At 41.1% G+C, this 16,153-nt stretch carries 13 protein-coding genes; 2 read left to right on the top strand and 11 right to left on the bottom strand.

From position 1 onward, the window contains the following. Positions 1–45: 45 nt before the first annotated feature. The 10 genes from DEM91_RS03110 to DEM91_RS03065 form a co-directional block, all read right to left on the bottom strand. Positions 46–1,344, bottom strand: a complete 1,299-nt coding sequence (locus DEM91_RS03110; protein ID WP_249857966.1) for an S-adenosylmethionine:tRNA ribosyltransferase-isomerase — start codon at positions 1,342–1,344, stop codon at positions 46–48. Between the two features lie 21 nt (positions 1,345–1,365). Continuing rightward, positions 1,366–2,064, bottom strand: a complete 699-nt coding sequence (locus tag DEM91_RS03105) for a phosphatase PAP2 family protein (protein WP_249857965.1) — start codon at positions 2,062–2,064, stop codon at positions 1,366–1,368. A gap of 24 nt (positions 2,065–2,088) precedes the next feature. Next, a complete protein-coding gene (locus tag DEM91_RS03100; RefSeq protein WP_249857964.1) occupies positions 2,089–4,686 on the bottom strand; it encodes a BatD family protein in 2,598 nt (865 codons plus the stop codon). 31 nt (positions 4,687–4,717) lie between these two features. Continuing rightward, complete coding sequence (locus DEM91_RS03095; RefSeq protein ID WP_195252809.1) at positions 4,718–5,407, bottom strand: tetratricopeptide repeat protein; 690 nt, start codon at positions 5,405–5,407, stop codon at positions 4,718–4,720. A gap of 7 nt (positions 5,408–5,414) precedes the next feature. Then, complete coding sequence (locus tag DEM91_RS03090; protein ID WP_025072327.1) at positions 5,415–6,440, bottom strand: vWA domain-containing protein; 1,026 nt, start codon at positions 6,438–6,440, stop codon at positions 5,415–5,417. 97 nt (positions 6,441–6,537) lie between these two features. Then, on the bottom strand, positions 6,538–7,536 hold the full coding sequence (locus DEM91_RS03085) for a vWA domain-containing protein (RefSeq protein ID WP_008121875.1): 999 nt from the start codon (positions 7,534–7,536) through the stop codon (positions 6,538–6,540). Between the two features lie 35 nt (positions 7,537–7,571). Continuing rightward, positions 7,572–8,654: a hypothetical protein gene (locus DEM91_RS03080; RefSeq protein ID WP_249857963.1), complete on the bottom strand. Its 1,083-nt coding sequence runs from the start codon at positions 8,652–8,654 to the stop codon at positions 7,572–7,574. A 55-nt stretch (positions 8,655–8,709) separates the two neighbouring features. Continuing rightward, positions 8,710–9,600 carry a DUF58 domain-containing protein gene (locus DEM91_RS03075; protein WP_025072329.1) on the bottom strand — a complete coding sequence of 297 codons (891 nt, stop codon included), beginning with the start codon at positions 9,598–9,600 and terminating at the stop codon, positions 8,710–8,712. An 80-nt stretch (positions 9,601–9,680) separates the two neighbouring features. Continuing rightward, positions 9,681–10,676 carry an AAA family ATPase gene (locus tag DEM91_RS03070; protein ID WP_025072330.1) on the bottom strand — a complete coding sequence of 332 codons (996 nt, stop codon included), beginning with the start codon at positions 10,674–10,676 and terminating at the stop codon, positions 9,681–9,683. 893 nt (positions 10,677–11,569) lie between these two features. Next, the gene (locus DEM91_RS03065; protein ID WP_025072331.1) at positions 11,570–13,087 is read right to left on the bottom strand and encodes a DUF4301 family protein; all 1,518 of its coding nucleotides are present in this window, start codon (positions 13,085–13,087) and stop codon (positions 11,570–11,572) included. A gap of 140 nt (positions 13,088–13,227) precedes the next feature. Here DEM91_RS03065 and DEM91_RS03060 point away from each other — a divergent pair, with 140 nt between their 5' ends. Both DEM91_RS03060 and DEM91_RS03055 read left to right on the top strand, forming a co-directional pair. Then, on the top strand, positions 13,228–15,438 hold the full coding sequence (locus DEM91_RS03060) for a RelA/SpoT family protein (protein WP_249857962.1): 2,211 nt from the start codon (positions 13,228–13,230) through the stop codon (positions 15,436–15,438). Positions 15,439–15,511: 73 nt separating this feature from the next. After that, positions 15,512–15,673: a hypothetical protein gene (locus tag DEM91_RS03055; protein ID WP_169337615.1), complete on the top strand. Its 162-nt coding sequence runs from the start codon at positions 15,512–15,514 to the stop codon at positions 15,671–15,673. 55 nt (positions 15,674–15,728) lie between these two features. Here the strand turns inward: DEM91_RS03055 and DEM91_RS03050 are convergent, their stop codons facing one another. Continuing rightward, positions 15,729–16,046, bottom strand: coding sequence for a hypothetical protein (locus tag DEM91_RS03050; protein WP_249857961.1), 318 nt, complete (start codon positions 16,044–16,046; stop codon positions 15,729–15,731). Positions 16,047–16,153: the final 107 nt, after the last annotated feature.

The raw sequence follows: 16,153 nt of genomic DNA, 5'->3' as shown, positions 1-16,153 counted from the left end.
CGTTTCTTTCTTTGGTTAAATAACTGTTGACTCATTGAAACCTGCTTAAGGAATCAACAAGCTGCTGTCACCATAGCTTAGGAATCGGAACTGGTGTGCCAGTGCATAATCATAGATGGTACGCCAATCACCGTTTACGAACGCACTTACAAGAAGCAACAAAGTGCTTTGTGGTTGGTGAAAGTTGGTAATTAGCATCTTGACAATTTTATACTGATAACCAGGTGCTATGATGATTTGTGTAGAGCTATGTAAGCTCTCAAGCTCATTTCTTACTAAATAGTCCAACACGTTTTGTATGGCTTGTTTCGGTGAAATGTTATCTATCAAGCCTCCATCCAAATGTTCAACTTGTCCATTTGTGTGCAGTCGTTCATAAGGAGCCCACTGTTGAACATGCAATTCGTCTTCCGTACCGTCTGGATGAGTCTCAAGAAACACGCCCATGTAGTACAGACTTTCCAAAGTTCGTACACTCGTTGTACCAACAGCAATCGCTTCAACATTGTGTCTTAGCAGTTTTTCAAGTGTTTGACGATGCACACAGATATATTCGGTATGCATAGCGTGTCCTTTTATTTCTTCACTTTTTACAGGTTTGAAGGTGCCTGCTCCCACATGTAAGGTCAACTCTTCTCTGTCAATACCATGCTCATCTAAGCTTTGAAGCACGGAATCGGTGAAGTGTAGACCAGCAGTAGGAGCTGCAACAGAACCCTTAATTTTAGAATATACCGTCTGGTAGGTCGTTTTATCACTTTCTTGTGTCTCTCTATTCAGATAGGGAGGTATCGGTAATTCGCCGATTGATTCAAGAATCTCGGCAAAAGAAACATCCTCTGCATCCCAATTAAAATCTATCCAATGATGAGTTGAAGGCGTGGCATGAAGTCCCTGAGCAGGCTGATGCTCATCTGTTGCTGGTTCTCTTCGAGTGACTTTTAATGTTACCGATTTCTGGTTAATGTGATAAACTCGTGTTAAACTTCCACTCTTCCATTTCTTTAAGTTGCCAATCATACAGTACCATGCGCAATGTCTCTTGCTTTGGAATATCTGTTCATAATCGGCTGGCATGGCTGGTTCCATCAAGAAAACCTCTATCAGTGCACCCGTATCTTTCTTAAAGTGCATGCGTGCCTGTATCACCTTCGTATTGTTGAAAATCATCAACGCTCCCTGTGGCAGGTGTTCGTATAAGTTATAAAAGACATCCTCACCCACTTTGCCATGATTGTAAATGAGAAGTTTGCTATGGTCGCGCTGCGCTATTGGGAATTTTGCAATTCTCTCGTCGGGCAGTTCGTACTGATAATCACTGATGTGTATATGTTTTGTTTCCACTGGAAAATATGTTTATTTTTTTTATGTGTACAAAATTAACGCTTTTAATGTTGAATAGAGCAAGGTTGACACAAAAATAAGGATTACCATATCAATATCTTGAAAGCTATAGCCTGTATTGGTATATTGACTTGAAATAAAGTTTCCTTTCGCTATCACACGGTGGGATAACCTTTGAAATAGATAATAAGTGAAAAATCCCACACCAGTTCCCCAAAGAAGTCCTGCAAAAATATCGCTGGGATAATGCACCCCTAAATACAATCGCGTATAGGCATTGAGTAGAGACCATGAAATAAGGAAACCACTTAGCAGTCTACTTCGTACTAAAAGACAAATGAATATGGCTATGGAAAGCGTGTTTGAAGCGTGTCCAGAGAAGAAACTGAATGTTCGTGGTCGGTAATTATTAACCACCTCTATTTGATATTTCAACATTGGGTCGTTACATGGACGCATGCGTTCTATCCAAGGCTTGATAGAAATATCAGCAACACCTGTAGATAACAACAAGCATAAGCAGGCAAATCCGAAGATTAAAAGGATTTGAGACATCGTTTCATTATTCTTAATGATGAGATAAAGGAGTGACAAGTACAAGGGTATCCACGTGATACTCGATGTAATGGTCATCATCATTCCATCCCAGAATAATGAGTTTGAGCCATTCAAGCTTTGCAATACTTGCTGGTCAAGTTCTATGAGTGCTTGTATATCCAAATCCTTAAACGGTTTCTTTAGTGATTAAATTTCCTCTATCTCTGTCGTCTTTAGCCATCCTTCTCGTCCGTCTGATAAGCGAATGCCTCTCCAGTCCTTAAGTCCTTTGTCCGTGATGTAGACCTTTGTTCCTTCGTGAATAACAAACTCGTCGGTACTGCTATTGGAGGGAGTCTTCTTCACCTGCGTGGCAGGAGCAATGACGATAGCTCCTGTTCTGTTCACGAGTAAACGCTTCTGTTGATAAGCAAAGAAGTTACTCATTACAAAAAGGATAAGGAAGCAGCAACCTCCATAGAATCCTACCTTTCGGAGCAAAAGGTTTGGGACAAACAAGTATAAGAGCGCTAAGACAAGTACCAATACAATAGAAACAATTGCCATGTTAGCCCAATTGTCAACACTGGTGTAATTCACCAAAGAGTGATACCATGTCACAAAGAACATCTCACTCTCAGGTGTAATTTTATCTATTGTTTTGGCTGACGCAAACTGTAGATTAAACTTGATGTCATCATCTCCGGGCGACAATAAGAATGCACGTTCATAAGCAAGAATCGCTTTTGTAAGGTCGTCTGTGCGGTAATACGCATTTCCAAGATTATAATAAAGCTCAGCACTGACACCTTGTTTCAACAATTCCTCGTACATTTTAATTGCCTCTTGATAGCTACCATGCTTGTAAGCCATATCAGCTTCTTGTTTGGTAGTTGCCGAAATTGCCGTTGACCATAGCAACATTGCGAACAGAAGTAATGTGAGGTTGGTACGATGATGCGCGTTTTTGTTCATTTTTGCGACCGATTTCAATACATTCTCTATGTTCATAATGGCTGTGATAGCCGAGTCCATTGTCTTATTCATATTTCCAGAGGCGTCACCAGGGGCATATCGTTCAAACTCACATTCATCCAAAGCCGATAAGAATGTATTGACCGTTTCATCATCTACCGCTTGGTGATGTAAATTATCAGCGATGTTTTCACGAGACAGTTGTTCTACTGGCATGTTCAACTTATCGCTGACATATCCCCATAAGGCTCGCAAAACTTCATCATAAAATTCATTTTGCTTGTTTTGCTCCATGAGTTGACGTGCTTTCTTTAATCGTCTCGTAGCCACTTTGTTTGCTTTCTTTCCTCTCATCTTCACCACATCGGCATGCTCTATAGCACGCTTTCTAAAGACAATCAATAATACGACAAAAGCGACAAGTGGAATTAGCAGACTTATCCAATAAGCTGTGGAGCCAAAGAAGAATTTATCAATGGCATGTTGTTTTGTTGTTCCCTCTTTTATATGACGAATATCATTTTCTTGTGTCTGACTATAATCTGCTACATTATCAGCGTTTGCCTTTCCTTTCTTCACATTGATTTGAAAAGATTGCGTCTGAATGGTTTTGTAACTGTTAGACCCCGTATCATAATAGGTGAACTTGATAGCTGGCAATTGATATTTTCCTTGATTTCGAGGAACAGCCAAAATGTCATAAACCATGCTACCTTCTACCCCATTGGCGGTCACTTTGGTCTTGTCTGTCACCTTTGCATCATACTTATCAAAATCTTTTGGAAACTCGACAGTAGGTTGCTTCATTAGCTTCAAATTGCCAATTCCACTCACCACTACACGTAATGACAAAGGTTCTCCAGCCTTTACTTCCGAATGATTGATAGAGGCAGAGATGTTAAACTTACCTACTCCTCCAGAAAAATCATTGGGGCGTTTGGGCAAGGGGTCTACTTGAATGTTGATTTCTGGTGCCTTGATATTTCGTTTCATTTCGACATAACCAGACCCTCCGTTAAAGAATGCTTCGAAAGGATCCACTGCTCGGTCCTGTTGCACTACAATTCCCTTGAACGTAATGCTTGGAATCTTCAATTTACCCGTCATTTGAGGATACATCACATATTGACTCCAAGTTACACATCGGTAGTTTTTGCCATTGACTTTTTCAATGTGGAAGTTCTTTTGTTGTGGCAGTTTAATCTCCTGTGTATGAAATCCAGTAAGATCAGGCATTTTACCTTCCAACTGTGTGAGGTCTACTAACGTGTACACCTTGTATGTGAGCAATATAGGTTCTTGTTCATGTACCCGTCGTTTGTTGGCACTCACCTTTATAAAGAGGTCGTTTCCAGAGATTCTACTGCCAACTGATCTCATTGGCATGTCTGCTCCTTCGTCATCACGCATGGATGGTGTACCATGTCCTTTGCGTGCAGATCCAGAGACAGTTACTTTGACAGATTTTGAGCTAATGACCTTTCCATTAACACGAGCACGAGCTGCTGGAATGGTAAAGGTGCCATTCTTTGAAGCATAGAGCGTGTACGTATAGGTGATAGAGGACGAACTACTCGTTTTTCCATTCACCATTTGGTAGCTTGACTGACTGGAAGTATAAGGGCCTGCGATGATTTCAATAGCTGAAGGAATATTCCCTGCCCTAAAATCTTCCACGTTTTGGGTATTGATGGTGTACGAGAGTCTGAAGTTTTCGCCTACAGCTACCTGACTTGGTACAGATACCGAAATGCTTTGTGCATAAGTATTCAGAGCGCATAGAACACTGAAAATGAACAGTATGGATGTATATTTTATATATCGATTCATAGATATAGTTATAAAATAGGAAGAGACCAACTTACCAATTTCGTTTTAACTTTCGTGAGCGAGGCTGTTGTTCAGCCTTCTTCATTCTTTGCTGAGTAGCTTTCTCTTGTTGCATGGCAGCATTTAACAGTTGCTCTGCATTTTCTTTACTCATGCGGTCTTTTGGCTTGTTTTGTTGCTTCTGCTGATTGTCCTTTTGTTTTTGTTGCTGATTGTCTTTCTTCTCTTTATCCTTACCTTTTTTATCATCCTTTTTCTTCTGCTCGTTGTCCTTCTTTTGTTGCTTTTGAAGACGCTTGCAAAGTGCAAGGTTATAACGAGTTTCGTTGTCTTGTGGATTATTTCTTAAGCTTTCTTTGTAGGCTTCAATGGCTTCACCATACATCTGATGCGTTTGACAAATGACACCTATGTTATGATAGACCTTGGCTTTCCTACTCTTGCTGGTTTCTATTTTCCCTGCATTTTCGTACTGTACGATAGCTGCTGAATCTTTTTGCTGCATCATCAGCGCGCAACCAAGATTATACAATGCTTGTGGATTCTGTGCATTTTGCGCAATCGCCTTGCGGTATTCCGCCTCGGCTTTCGCATAGTTTTGCGCCCTAAATAGCTTATTTCCTGACCGTATGAATTGTCTGTCGCTTTGGGCAAACATAGAGGTAAAGCCCAAAGTGAGCAGTAATAAACTGAAGATATGTCTTTTTTTCTTTATGCTCATCGTACTTCTACTGTTTCTTCTTGAATAATCGAACGTTTTTAAGTAATGGATTTTTACTTTCCAAGATACAAACTTCTATGATCAATAGCAATAAGGCTAAGATACCAAAAGCTTGAAATTGTTCGTCATATTCGCTATAAATAACACTATTCGTTTCTCCACGCTGAAGTTTTGCTAATTCTTCATTAAGCTTTTTTTGGGCATCATTCGTATTATCCACATGGATATAAGTCCCTTTGCCAGCCCGTGCAATGTCTTGACACATCTTTTCATTGAGGGCTGTCATAACCGTCTGTCCGTTCTCATCTTTCATATAGCCACCTTCAGCTACTGGTATGGGCGCTCCTTGTGTGTTGCCCACCCCTAAGATAAAGACGTTGATGCCTTTCTTATTTGCATCTGCTGCTGCCTCAAGCGCACCACCCTCGTGGTCTTCTCCATCCGTAATCAGGATAATGGCTCGCCCCACTTTGTCCTGCTGTGTAAAGCTACTCATTGACAAACGAATGGCTCTCGCAATGTCAGTACCCTGCGTTGTAATCAGGGAAGGGTCAGTATTTTGCAAGAACATTTTAGCACTTACATAATCGCTGGTAATGGGTAGCTGAATAAAGGCATCGCCTGCGAAGACTACCAAACCAATTTTATCGTTGGTAAAGTTATCTACTAGATTTTCAACCAACAGCTTACTCTTGGCTAAACGTGAAGGTACAACATCTTCAGCCAGCATGGAGTTTGAAATATCCAAAGCGATAATTGTTTCTATGCCATTCCGTTTTTCGTTAGAAATCTTTGACCCCATCTGTGGACGGGCTAACATCACGATTAACAGTGCTAATGCACTTTGCAACAACCAAAACTTAACAGTTGGACGATATTTCGAGATGTCAGCCATTTGTTGCTGTACCAGCTCCATATCTCCAAACTTCTTGAGCTTCACAAGTCGTCTTCGATATCCTATCAAGCGAATCAATGCAAGGATTGGGATAACGATTAAAAGCCAAAGGTATATAGGATCATCAAATCTTATCATCTTGTTCGTATTCATCTGCAGCAAGCTGCAATCTGTTTATAACCATATTTTTTAGCATTGAATATCGTAGGTCACTGTCATTATCGACTACTATTCATTAAGGAATCCTACGCAGAACCGTGTTTCGTAGAAGCAACTCGAGCAACAAACTAAGCACTGCCAACAAGGCAAATGGCTGGAATGCTTCGTAACGCTTTGAGAATTTCTTGACATTCATCTTTGTCTTTTCCAGTTTGTCAATATCTTTATAGATTTGTTTCAACTGTTGATTATTCGTTGCCCTATAGAAGTTTCCTTCAGTCACTGCTGCAATATCACTGAGCGTCTTGGAGTCTATCTCCACAGGAATATTGATATATTGAGTTCCTCCTCCTACACTCATTGGGTAAGGAGCTACTTTATTGGTTCCAACCCCAATCGTATAGACGCGGATGTCCAAGCTTTTTGCAATTTGAGCACTGGTCATGGGTGAGATATCGCCCATGTTATTACTACCATCCGTCAGCAAGATGACGACCTTACTTTTAGTCTTCGAGTCTTTCAGGCGTGATACAGCGTTTGCCAATCCCATTCCTACGGCAGTGCCGTCAGATATCAATCCTCGTGCCGCAATGTCTGTTCGAACGTTTCTCAATAAGTTGAGAAGTGAGGTATGATCTGTGGTCATGGGACATTGGGTAAAGGCTTCTCCTGCAAAAATGGTCAAGCCAATGTTATCATTCGGTCTCCCGGATATAAATTCTGCTGCCACATTTTTAGCAGCTTCCAAGCGATTGGGCTTTAAGTCCTCTGCAAGCATAGAGGTAGACACATCCATTGCCAACATGATATCGATGCCTTCCACCGAACGTTCATCCCAAGCATTGTGGGTTTGGGGGCGTGCCAAGACACAAATGATAAAGATGAAAGCAAGACATCTTAACACCATCGGTGCGTGCACCAAGCGTGTACGCCAACTTTTCGGTGCAAACAGATAGGCGTGTGTATCGCTCATCTTCATGGTAGGTTCACTCTTCTTACGATACAGGAAATACCATATCACATACGGAATGAGCAATAATAGCAGTAAGAAATATTCTTTATTTACAAATTCCACGTTATTTCATTTTACGATTTAGTAGTCTCCAGATGTTAAACCATGAGCAAATAAACCTGATAGACAATATAGATAAGCAAAGCAAACACGCTGATGCCAATGGCAGTTAAGAGCATTTTGATGGTCTTTCTGGTCTTTTGAGTTCGCCTGTCTTTTTCATCTAATTTCGGAACAATGCGCTCTTCGGTGGGTTCACCCTCCATCTTTGTTTGATCAATAAAGTTGATAGCGTTCACCAAGTTCTTATCATTCTCATTGATAAGCGTTTCGTACTTCGCAAATTTCACCAAGTCGGCTGTTTCAAAGAGACTTTTCAGCTCATCAATCATCTTCTTGTCTCCTTTCTCATGCAGCGTATAAATAATCTCTGAGGTTGTCATCTCCATGGCATTAAAGCCAAATCGCTCTTCTATATACTGTCTCAACGTGTCGGTGAGCTCAGTGTAATAAGTCTTTTGGTCGGGAGATGACACCATTCTCTCACTTTTCAGCTTGTCTATTGCGGTGAGTGCTTTTTGATGAGGCGGTATCTTCTTGATAATTCTGATACGTGTGATGATGGGTTTGTTATTGTAAATTCTAAGGAATAGGTAAAAGCCTAATACACAAAGTAATAACATCAATACACTCAACCAAAAGATAGGACTCCATTCTTTCCATGAAAAAGGATTGTCTTGAACGTCCTTGGGTGGAAAGAATTGGTTGGGATGCAATGTATCAACATCCACCGTAACCACTTTTAGTGCCAAGGTATTTCCCACATAGTCTTTGCCGTTTACCTGTACTTTCTGTCCGGGAATGGCGTACAAGTGTTCATCAAACGAAGTGAGCGTATATTGCTTCGATACCTTCACGAACCCATTGTCCAGTGCTGTCGTGTCTCTATTAGAAATCTCAAGAATTTCGACACCAGGCACCAGATAGTGCGACGGTTTCAAAGCGGGAAAATGAATCGTGGCATTCTTAGGTGCTGTGACGTCAATCGTCATATTAATCTGTTGTCCTATGAAGATACCAACAGAGTCTAACCTTTGCTGTACACCTATTTGGGCATGAAGTCCTAAGCACCACACTGTGCTTATCAGCAGAATTATAAAGTTCTTTTTTATCAAATTCATTCTTTCTTGACAATTACATACCGTTCCTTTTTCAGTAGCGTGACCATTCTAATGTTTACACACCTCTTTGTGCAAAGAGGCGCATCATGGCTTTCACATAGTCTTCATCGGTGGCTACACTGGTCCAGTCTACCCCACCTTTTGCAAATATCTGTTTGAGTTTTGCAGCACGCTCCAACCAGTAAGCTGTGTGGGTACGACGAAGTTTAGCCGATGAGGTATCTATCAGCATCTCATGTCCTGTTTCGGCATCCCTGATTTTCAGCAATCCGATATTGGGCAAGCTTTTAGCTCGTTGGTCATATACCTGCACTGCTACGATGTCGTGTTTGTGGTTGGCGATGGTCAGCGCATGCTCGAAGTGTTCGTACTCGGCAGTTTCATGTTTGATATAGAAGTCACTCAAAATACAAGCTGTACACCTTCTCTTCATCATTCGGGTAAGATACTCTATCGCCATACCGACATCTGTCTTTCTGCTCTGTGGTTCAAAGTCGAGCATCTCACGAATAATGTACAAAATATGCTTGCGTCCCTTTTTGGGTGGGATATATTTTTCTATCCTATCTGAAAAGAAAATCACTCCTATCTTATCATTATTCTGAATGGCACTGAATGCCAGTGTGGCAGCTATCTCGGCCACCATTTCTCGTTTGGTTTGTTTCTTGGTACCAAAATCCAAAGAGCCTGAGACATCAATGAGTAGCATGACCGTCAGTTCGCGTTCCTCTTCAAACACTTTGACATAGGGGTGATTGAAACGTGCGGTGACATTCCAATCGATATCTCGAACATCATCTCCAAATTGATATTCTCTCACCTCCGAGAAAGCCATACCCCGACCTTTGAACGCCGTATGATACTGTCCTGCAAAGATGTTTTGGCTCAATCCACGAGTTTTGATTTCAATCTTCCTGACCTTTTTTAGAATTTCACTTGTTTCCATTGTCATCTCACCTCAAGTTGTCCTACTCCTGCTGTCATGCCTTGTCTACTTCTTTCAAGCCTGTCCTGTGTTACCCAGCCTTAAGGAACTTCTACTTTATTGATAATTTTCGATACAATTTCCTCGGATGTCAGATTGCTGGCTTCTGCCTCATAAGATAATCCTATGCGATGCCTCAACACATCGTGAACCACAGCTCTCACGTCTTCAGGAATCACATATCCGCGATGCTTGATGAAAGCATAAGTGCGCGCTGCTTTTGCCAAATTGATAGAAGCACGTGGCGAGCCGCCGAAAGTAATCATATTCTTCAATTCAGGTAGTTCATATCGTTCAGGGTATCGGGTGGCGAAAACAATATCCGCAATATATTGGGCTATTTTTTCGTCGATATATACCTCGTTGACGATGGTTCTTGCTTTTAATATTTCTTCAGCGGTAGTTACTGGCATTACCTGGGGCAGACAGCCTTGAATATTCTCCTTAACAATGAGCTTCTCCTCTTCCAATGTAGGATAGTCCAGCACCACTTTCAACATGAAACGGTCCACCTGAGCCTCTGGAAGTTGGTAAGTACCCTCTTGCTCTATGGGGTTTTGTGTCGCCATAACCATAAATGGATGGGGCAATTTGTACGTGTTTTCTCCAATCGTGACTTGGTGCTCTTGCATTGCCTCTAAGAGTGCGCTTTGAACTTTGGCTGGGGCACGGTTAATTTCGTCTGCCAAAACAAAGTTGGCGAACACGGGGCCTTTCTTTACTTGGAATTTTTCTTCTTTTTGCGAGTAAATCAAAGTTCCGATAACATCGGCAGGCAACAGGTCTGGCGTGAACTGAATACGACGGTAGTCAGCATCAATGAGCTGAGCCAGCGTTTTGATTGCCAGCGTTTTTGCCAAACCCGGCACACCTTCTAAAAGTATATGACCATCACTCAACAAAGCGATGAGCAATGAGTCTACTAAATGTTTTTGACCTATAATTACTTGATCCATTCCTTGAACCAAGTTGGTGACGAACCCACTCTGTTGTTCGATTCGGATATTTAACTCACGAATATCAATAGCTTCTGCCATAATAGTGTTGTTATTCAATTTATAAAACCAAGCACAAAAATACAATAATAATGAGATAGAAGCGAAAGATATGAGTTTATTTATAATAATTTTATGACTGTCTCCATTGATTTTAAGAACTTTTATACGCAACTATCTTCCATATTCTCAAAGAAACGCTCTATTAGTGGATGTTTCGCAACGATGCGGGGGATGCTATAAGAAATGTGGCGCGTGTAAAATAAGTGTGCTGGAGAAACTTTGAGCTGCTTTTTTTTTACTTGTTTTCAAGAGGCTAAAATTGCGTTTTAAGTATCAATAAAATTGACAAAATGCGACAAAAATAAGGAGGATTTGTCAATATAATTACTATTTCAAAAAGTTGAAAATAGCAACTCGACGACACATCGAAACATGGTAAAAGTACAAAATCATGGAAAGGAGTGCATTGAAGCATTGAGATAAGCCTTCTAAAACATGTAGACAAGCATGGAAAACACATACTTCAGCACTCTTAACTCCATGAGTTAAGGTGGTTAACTCAATGAGTTAAAGTAAAACATCGTTGCTCATTTGAATAAAAGTACTTGTGAATGAGGAAAATATAAAAATCACAAATTCGTGACCATATTCACGTTTGTATGGAAATATGCGCAAAATGAACGGCTTGTTAAATATTTTACAAGTATGCGTTTTCTGAAAAATAATAACAATTGACACTTCTCTGTAGGGCTGTGAACATGTGAAAATAACAAGAAAAGAAATGAAGAAAAAGTGCTTAGCTGAACTTTGGGCTACCAAATGAAGAGTAGAGATAAAGAAAAAGTGGGTAGTCCATGTTATTCATTCACTCCCACTTTTCTGTTCATTCCCTCCAATTTGCATGAAGAGAACAGCGCTTTTTCTTTTCTGCTTTAGGCTTGATGTTGCTCTCTAAGAAGGTCGTTGACGGTCTTTACAGGATTGAAAGTTGTTAGTGGCACCTCTACAAAGACGGTATTCCAGTTGCTCATGGCACCGTTCCATAAACCCGGTAGTTCCAATGCTTTCAAGTCCTTACCATCCTTACTCTTATAAGAAACGAAACCTGTTTCAGGGTCTACATAGTCGGGAAGGTTAAAAGGCTGCCCTTTGCTATCTTTCACAGCACAAACCAAATCAACGGGATTGAAGTGTGTACTATGCTCAAACATCCGAACATACTCTTTGTTAGACTTGTCAATTTGGCTCGATTCCAAAATTTGAGGACTGGTTGCTTTATCTTTACCTATTGCAATAAAAGGACCTCCTCCAGGCTCGCCCACATTTCTAACCACTCCACAAACGCGCAAGGGGCGATTGAGTTTGGCTTTCAAGTAAGGAATTAACTCTTCGTCTTCCATATACTTCAGTCGAGGATTTCTACACGTAAGGTCACGCTGAACAAATCGGATTGCATCTTCCAGTTGATCGTGCGTGTATTTTCCCTTTTCCAACATATTAAGATAATGGAAACATTGTTCTTGAACCTCTATCAAAATACCTCCCAAGAGTTGCTTGTTGGTCACCGTATCCGTCTTTAATCGATCGGGCACTACGTTATCTATGTTTTTAATAAAGATGACATCTGCCTCAATGTCATTGAGGTTCTGAATCAATGCGCCATGCCCACCAGGTCTGAATAGCAGCGAACCGTCTTCATTTCTAAATGGCGTATTGTCCATATTGGTGGCAATGGTGTCGGTACTTGGCTTTTGTTCTGAAAATGAAATGTGATATTGAACTTTATATCGCTTTGAAAATCTATTCACTACTTCAGCCACACGTTTCTTAAAGAGTTCGAGGTGCTGATGCGATACGGTAAAGTGAATGTAAGCCTCTCCATGACAACTCGTATATAGCGCAGCCTCTACCAAATGTTCCTCCATCGGGGTGCGGGCGGCGTCCTCGTAATAATGAAACAGCAAAAGCCCCTTTGGCAACTGTCCGTAATTGAGTCCTTTTGGCTCCACCAAATTCTCAACCACCTTTTTATATTTGCCTTCAGCCATTAGCTTGGTCATCTTCTGCCCTTCGTTCTCTTCACATTTTTCGGTTAACTCTTCACTAAACGCAAATTTCTTGATGTTGCCAAAGAACTCTTTTTCAAAGTCGGTAGTGGGAACGTCATAACTGGCATGTAAAAAAGCATACAAATCCTTGAACATGCGACTGGCAGCACCAGAGGCAGGAACAAACTTGACAATCCTGTGATTGCCCTGTTTGTATTGGTTCCACAACTCTACATAATGCTTTTTCTGAAGCTCATCGGCAACCATGATGCCATGTTCTGTACTTGCCGCTGCTTGTAATTCCAAGAAGGGGAACCCATTTTTAATATTTTCCAACTGCTGGTTGACTTGTTCTTCCGTCATACCACGTTGAGAGATTTGTTGTAAATCTTGCTGTGTCATAAGAACTTGAATTAAAAAGACTTGCTCATCGCACGAGTTTACGTTCGTTGAATATTGAGACAAAGATAGCTACTTTTTGTGAAAAACAGAGTTGTTTGGAAGAAAAAATATTATCTTTGTGGCAACAGAAAGATTGGGATATGAGCAAGAAATTCGAGTTTACGGATACGGAACGACAAGAATATTTGGATATTTTCAAACGTATTCATCAGTCTATTGGTGAATCGTTGCAGGATAATGATGAGGAAAATATCAGAGAACACCTCAAGGCATGTGTTGAAAACGGACAAGTAGACCGTGATGTTTTTGGGCTTAACCCCCTTTTGAATGCCTTACAGACAGCCGAAATCGCTGTTCAAGAAATAGGATTGAAACGCGATGGCGTGATTGCTATTTTACTTCACCAGAGTGTTGTCAATGGTATTTTGATCATAGAAGAGGTGGGAGCGAAATACGGAGACACGGTTGCGCACATCATTCACGGGTTGGTTAAAATAGATGAGCTATACCGCAAGAACCCTGTGATTGAAAGCGAGAACTTCAGAAATTTGTTGTTGTCCTTTGCCGAGGACATGCGTGTCATCTTGATAATGATTGCCGACCGTGTGAACCTCATGCGTCAAATACGAGATGTGTCAAACATAGATGCCAAACATCAGGTGAGTGAGGAGGCAAGCTATCTGTATGCGCCTTTGGCTCATAAGCTGGGACTGTACCAACTGAAGAGTGAGTTAGAGGATTTGAGTTTGAAGTATTTGGAGCATGACGCTTACTACCTTATTAAGGAGAAGCTCAATGCCACAAAACAGGCACGTGACAAATACATCGCCACCTTCATTGAACCCATTGAGAAGAAGCTAACGAGTGCGGGACTGAAATTCCACATGAAGGGACGCACCAAGAGTATTCACTCGATTTGGCAGAAGATGAAAAAACAGAAGTGTGGCTTTGAAGGTATCTATGACCTGTTTGCTATTCGCATCATCTTGGATTCTCCTTTAGAAAAAGAGAAGATGCAATGTTGGCAAACTTACTCCATCATTACAGACATGTACCAACCCAACCCCAAACGCTTGCGCGATTGGCTCTCTGTGCCAAAGTCAAATGGCTATGAAAGTCTGCATATCACCGTGCTGGGACCACAAAACAAATGGGTAGAGGTTCAGATTAGAACAGAAAGGATGGACGAAATTGCCGAACGAGGATTGGCAGCACACTGGCGGTATAAAGGAATAAAGAGCCAAGGGAATGTGGACGAATGGCTTGCAGGGATTCGTACAGCTTTAGAAGCTGGCGACGACTTGCAGGTGATGGATCAGTTTAAGTTGGATTTATACGAAGACGAAGTGTATGTCTTTACCCCCAAAGGCGAAATCAAGAAGTTTCCCAAAGGGGCTACGGTGTTAGACTTTGCTTATTATATCCACTCAAGAATAGGCAGCACCTGCGTGGGTGCGAGGATTAACGACAAGAACGTGTCTATCCGAGAACAGTTGAAATCGGGCGATACAGTGGAGATTATTACCCAAAACAACCAAAAGCCTAATCCCAACTGGCTCCATATTGTTAAGACAAGTAGGGCTAAATCGAAGATTCGGTTGGCTTTGAAGGAGACGCAAGCCAAAGACGGACTCTATGCAAAAGAACTGTTAGAGCGTCGATTTAAGAATAAGAAGGTGGATTTAGACGAAGCCATCATGAGCCATTTGGTAAAGAAAATGGGGTTCAAGGAGGTGTCCGAGTTTTACAAGCAAATTGCAGACGAAAAACTGGATGTTAACGATATCATCGACCAATATATTGATCTTAGAGACAAAGAACTCAACAGCATCTCAACAAGACCCGCACAAAGTGCTGAAGATTTCAATCTTGAAAAACCTGATGTTCAATCACATTCATCAAATGATGATGTCTTGGTGATTGACAGAAACTTGAAAGGTGTGGAATATTCATTGGCGCCATGCTGCCATCCTATTTACGGTGATGCCGTTTTTGGCTTTGTCACGGTAAGTGGTGGTATAAAGATTCATCGCAAAGACTGCCCCAATGCCCCTGAACTTCGGAAGCGTTTTGGCTATCGCATAGTAAAAGCACGTTGGAGCGGACAAGGAAGTTCGTTGTACACCATTACATTAAAGATTATTGGCAACGACGATATTGGAATTGTAAACAACATTACCAGTATCATTGCCAAGGAAGAGAAGATCATGATGCGCTCTATCAATATTGACTCACATGATGGATTGTTTAGTGGAAATCTGTCCATTCAGGTGGACGATGTTTCCAAGTTGGACGCCTTGGTAAAGAAACTGGAGACGGTGAAGGGTGTCAAACAGATTCAACGACTATAAATCTTGATATAAAAGAAAGAGCTTGGGCATAAATAAAAAACTTGCACTAACTTCCTATAATCAATCCTTAAAAATGACAAAGTTTCAACGATTTGAAAAAGATCAAGAACTCCGAAGAGAAGAACTGATTAGAAACATCGAATATAGCATTTCGCAACTCAGCGTTGCAGAATTAGAATCATTGTATTATGATATGATGACGAAGCAGTACATGGGAAAGAACCAAGAGGGTTGAGGACTATGCACCGAAGTACTGAGCATTTACGGTATGCGCCGTGAACAACAGGAGTTTAAGACAAATCTTCTAACCTCTGCAGCCCTTTCAATGTGCAAATGCCTCTGATGAACAGCAAGATAATGTTACTAAACACTTCTTGAATGGAGTGCTCCTTGTACAGTTGATTCATCATGGCATAATGCACAGATTCACGAGCAATCTGTGTTACTATCGAATAGTTGATGTCTGCTCTGAAAAATCCCTCTTGAATACCTTTTTTGATAAATAGAGAGGCATTTTTATCTCTTTCGCTCTGTTTGGAATGCAGATACTCCGTAATCAATGAATACTTGTGGAGATCTTCAGGGTCAGTCGTAAAACCCAGTTGCATCCCTCTCTCCTCATGCACATAATTTCATAGGTATTTGTTATCTTTGCATCATGAAGACCGAGCAATTGTTGCGTTGTATCTTTCCAGAGATACTCGCAGATTATTTT

This window comes from Prevotella sp. TCVGH (genome assembly GCF_023522295.1).
GTDB classification, from domain to species: Bacteria; Bacteroidota; Bacteroidia; order Bacteroidales; family Bacteroidaceae; genus Prevotella; species Prevotella timonensis.
Note: the sequence above shows the minus strand (reverse complement) of the source record. Positions and strands in the feature narration are given on the sequence as shown.

What these genes read in the sequence shown, in the direction of transcription:
- DEM91_RS03100 (WP_249857964.1), bottom strand. Translation starts at nt 4,686, where the DNA reads ATGAATCGATATATAAAATATACATCCATACTGTTCATTTTCAGTGTT.
- DEM91_RS03095 (WP_195252809.1), bottom strand. Translation starts at nt 5,407, where the DNA reads ATGAGCATAAAGAAAAAAAGACATATCTTCAGTTTATTACTGCTCACT.
- DEM91_RS03090 (WP_025072327.1), bottom strand. Translation starts at nt 6,440, where the DNA reads ATGATAAGATTTGATGATCCTATATACCTTTGGCTTTTAATCGTTATC.
- DEM91_RS03080 (WP_249857963.1), bottom strand. Translation starts at nt 8,654, where the DNA reads ATGAATTTGATAAAAAAGAACTTTATAATTCTGCTGATAAGCACAGTG.
- DEM91_RS03075 (WP_025072329.1), bottom strand. Translation starts at nt 9,600, where the DNA reads ATGGAAACAAGTGAAATTCTAAAAAAGGTCAGGAAGATTGAAATCAAA.
- DEM91_RS03070 (WP_025072330.1), bottom strand. Translation starts at nt 10,676, where the DNA reads ATGGCAGAAGCTATTGATATTCGTGAGTTAAATATCCGAATCGAACAA.
- DEM91_RS03065 (WP_025072331.1), bottom strand. Translation starts at nt 13,087, where the DNA reads ATGACACAGCAAGATTTACAACAAATCTCTCAACGTGGTATGACGGAA.
- DEM91_RS03060 (WP_249857962.1), top strand. Translation starts at nt 13,228, where the DNA reads ATGAGCAAGAAATTCGAGTTTACGGATACGGAACGACAAGAATATTTG.
- DEM91_RS03055 (WP_169337615.1), top strand. Translation starts at nt 15,512, where the DNA reads ATGACAAAGTTTCAACGATTTGAAAAAGATCAAGAACTCCGAAGAGAA.
- DEM91_RS03050 (WP_249857961.1), bottom strand. Translation starts at nt 16,046, where the DNA reads ATGCAACTGGGTTTTACGACTGACCCTGAAGATCTCCACAAGTATTCA.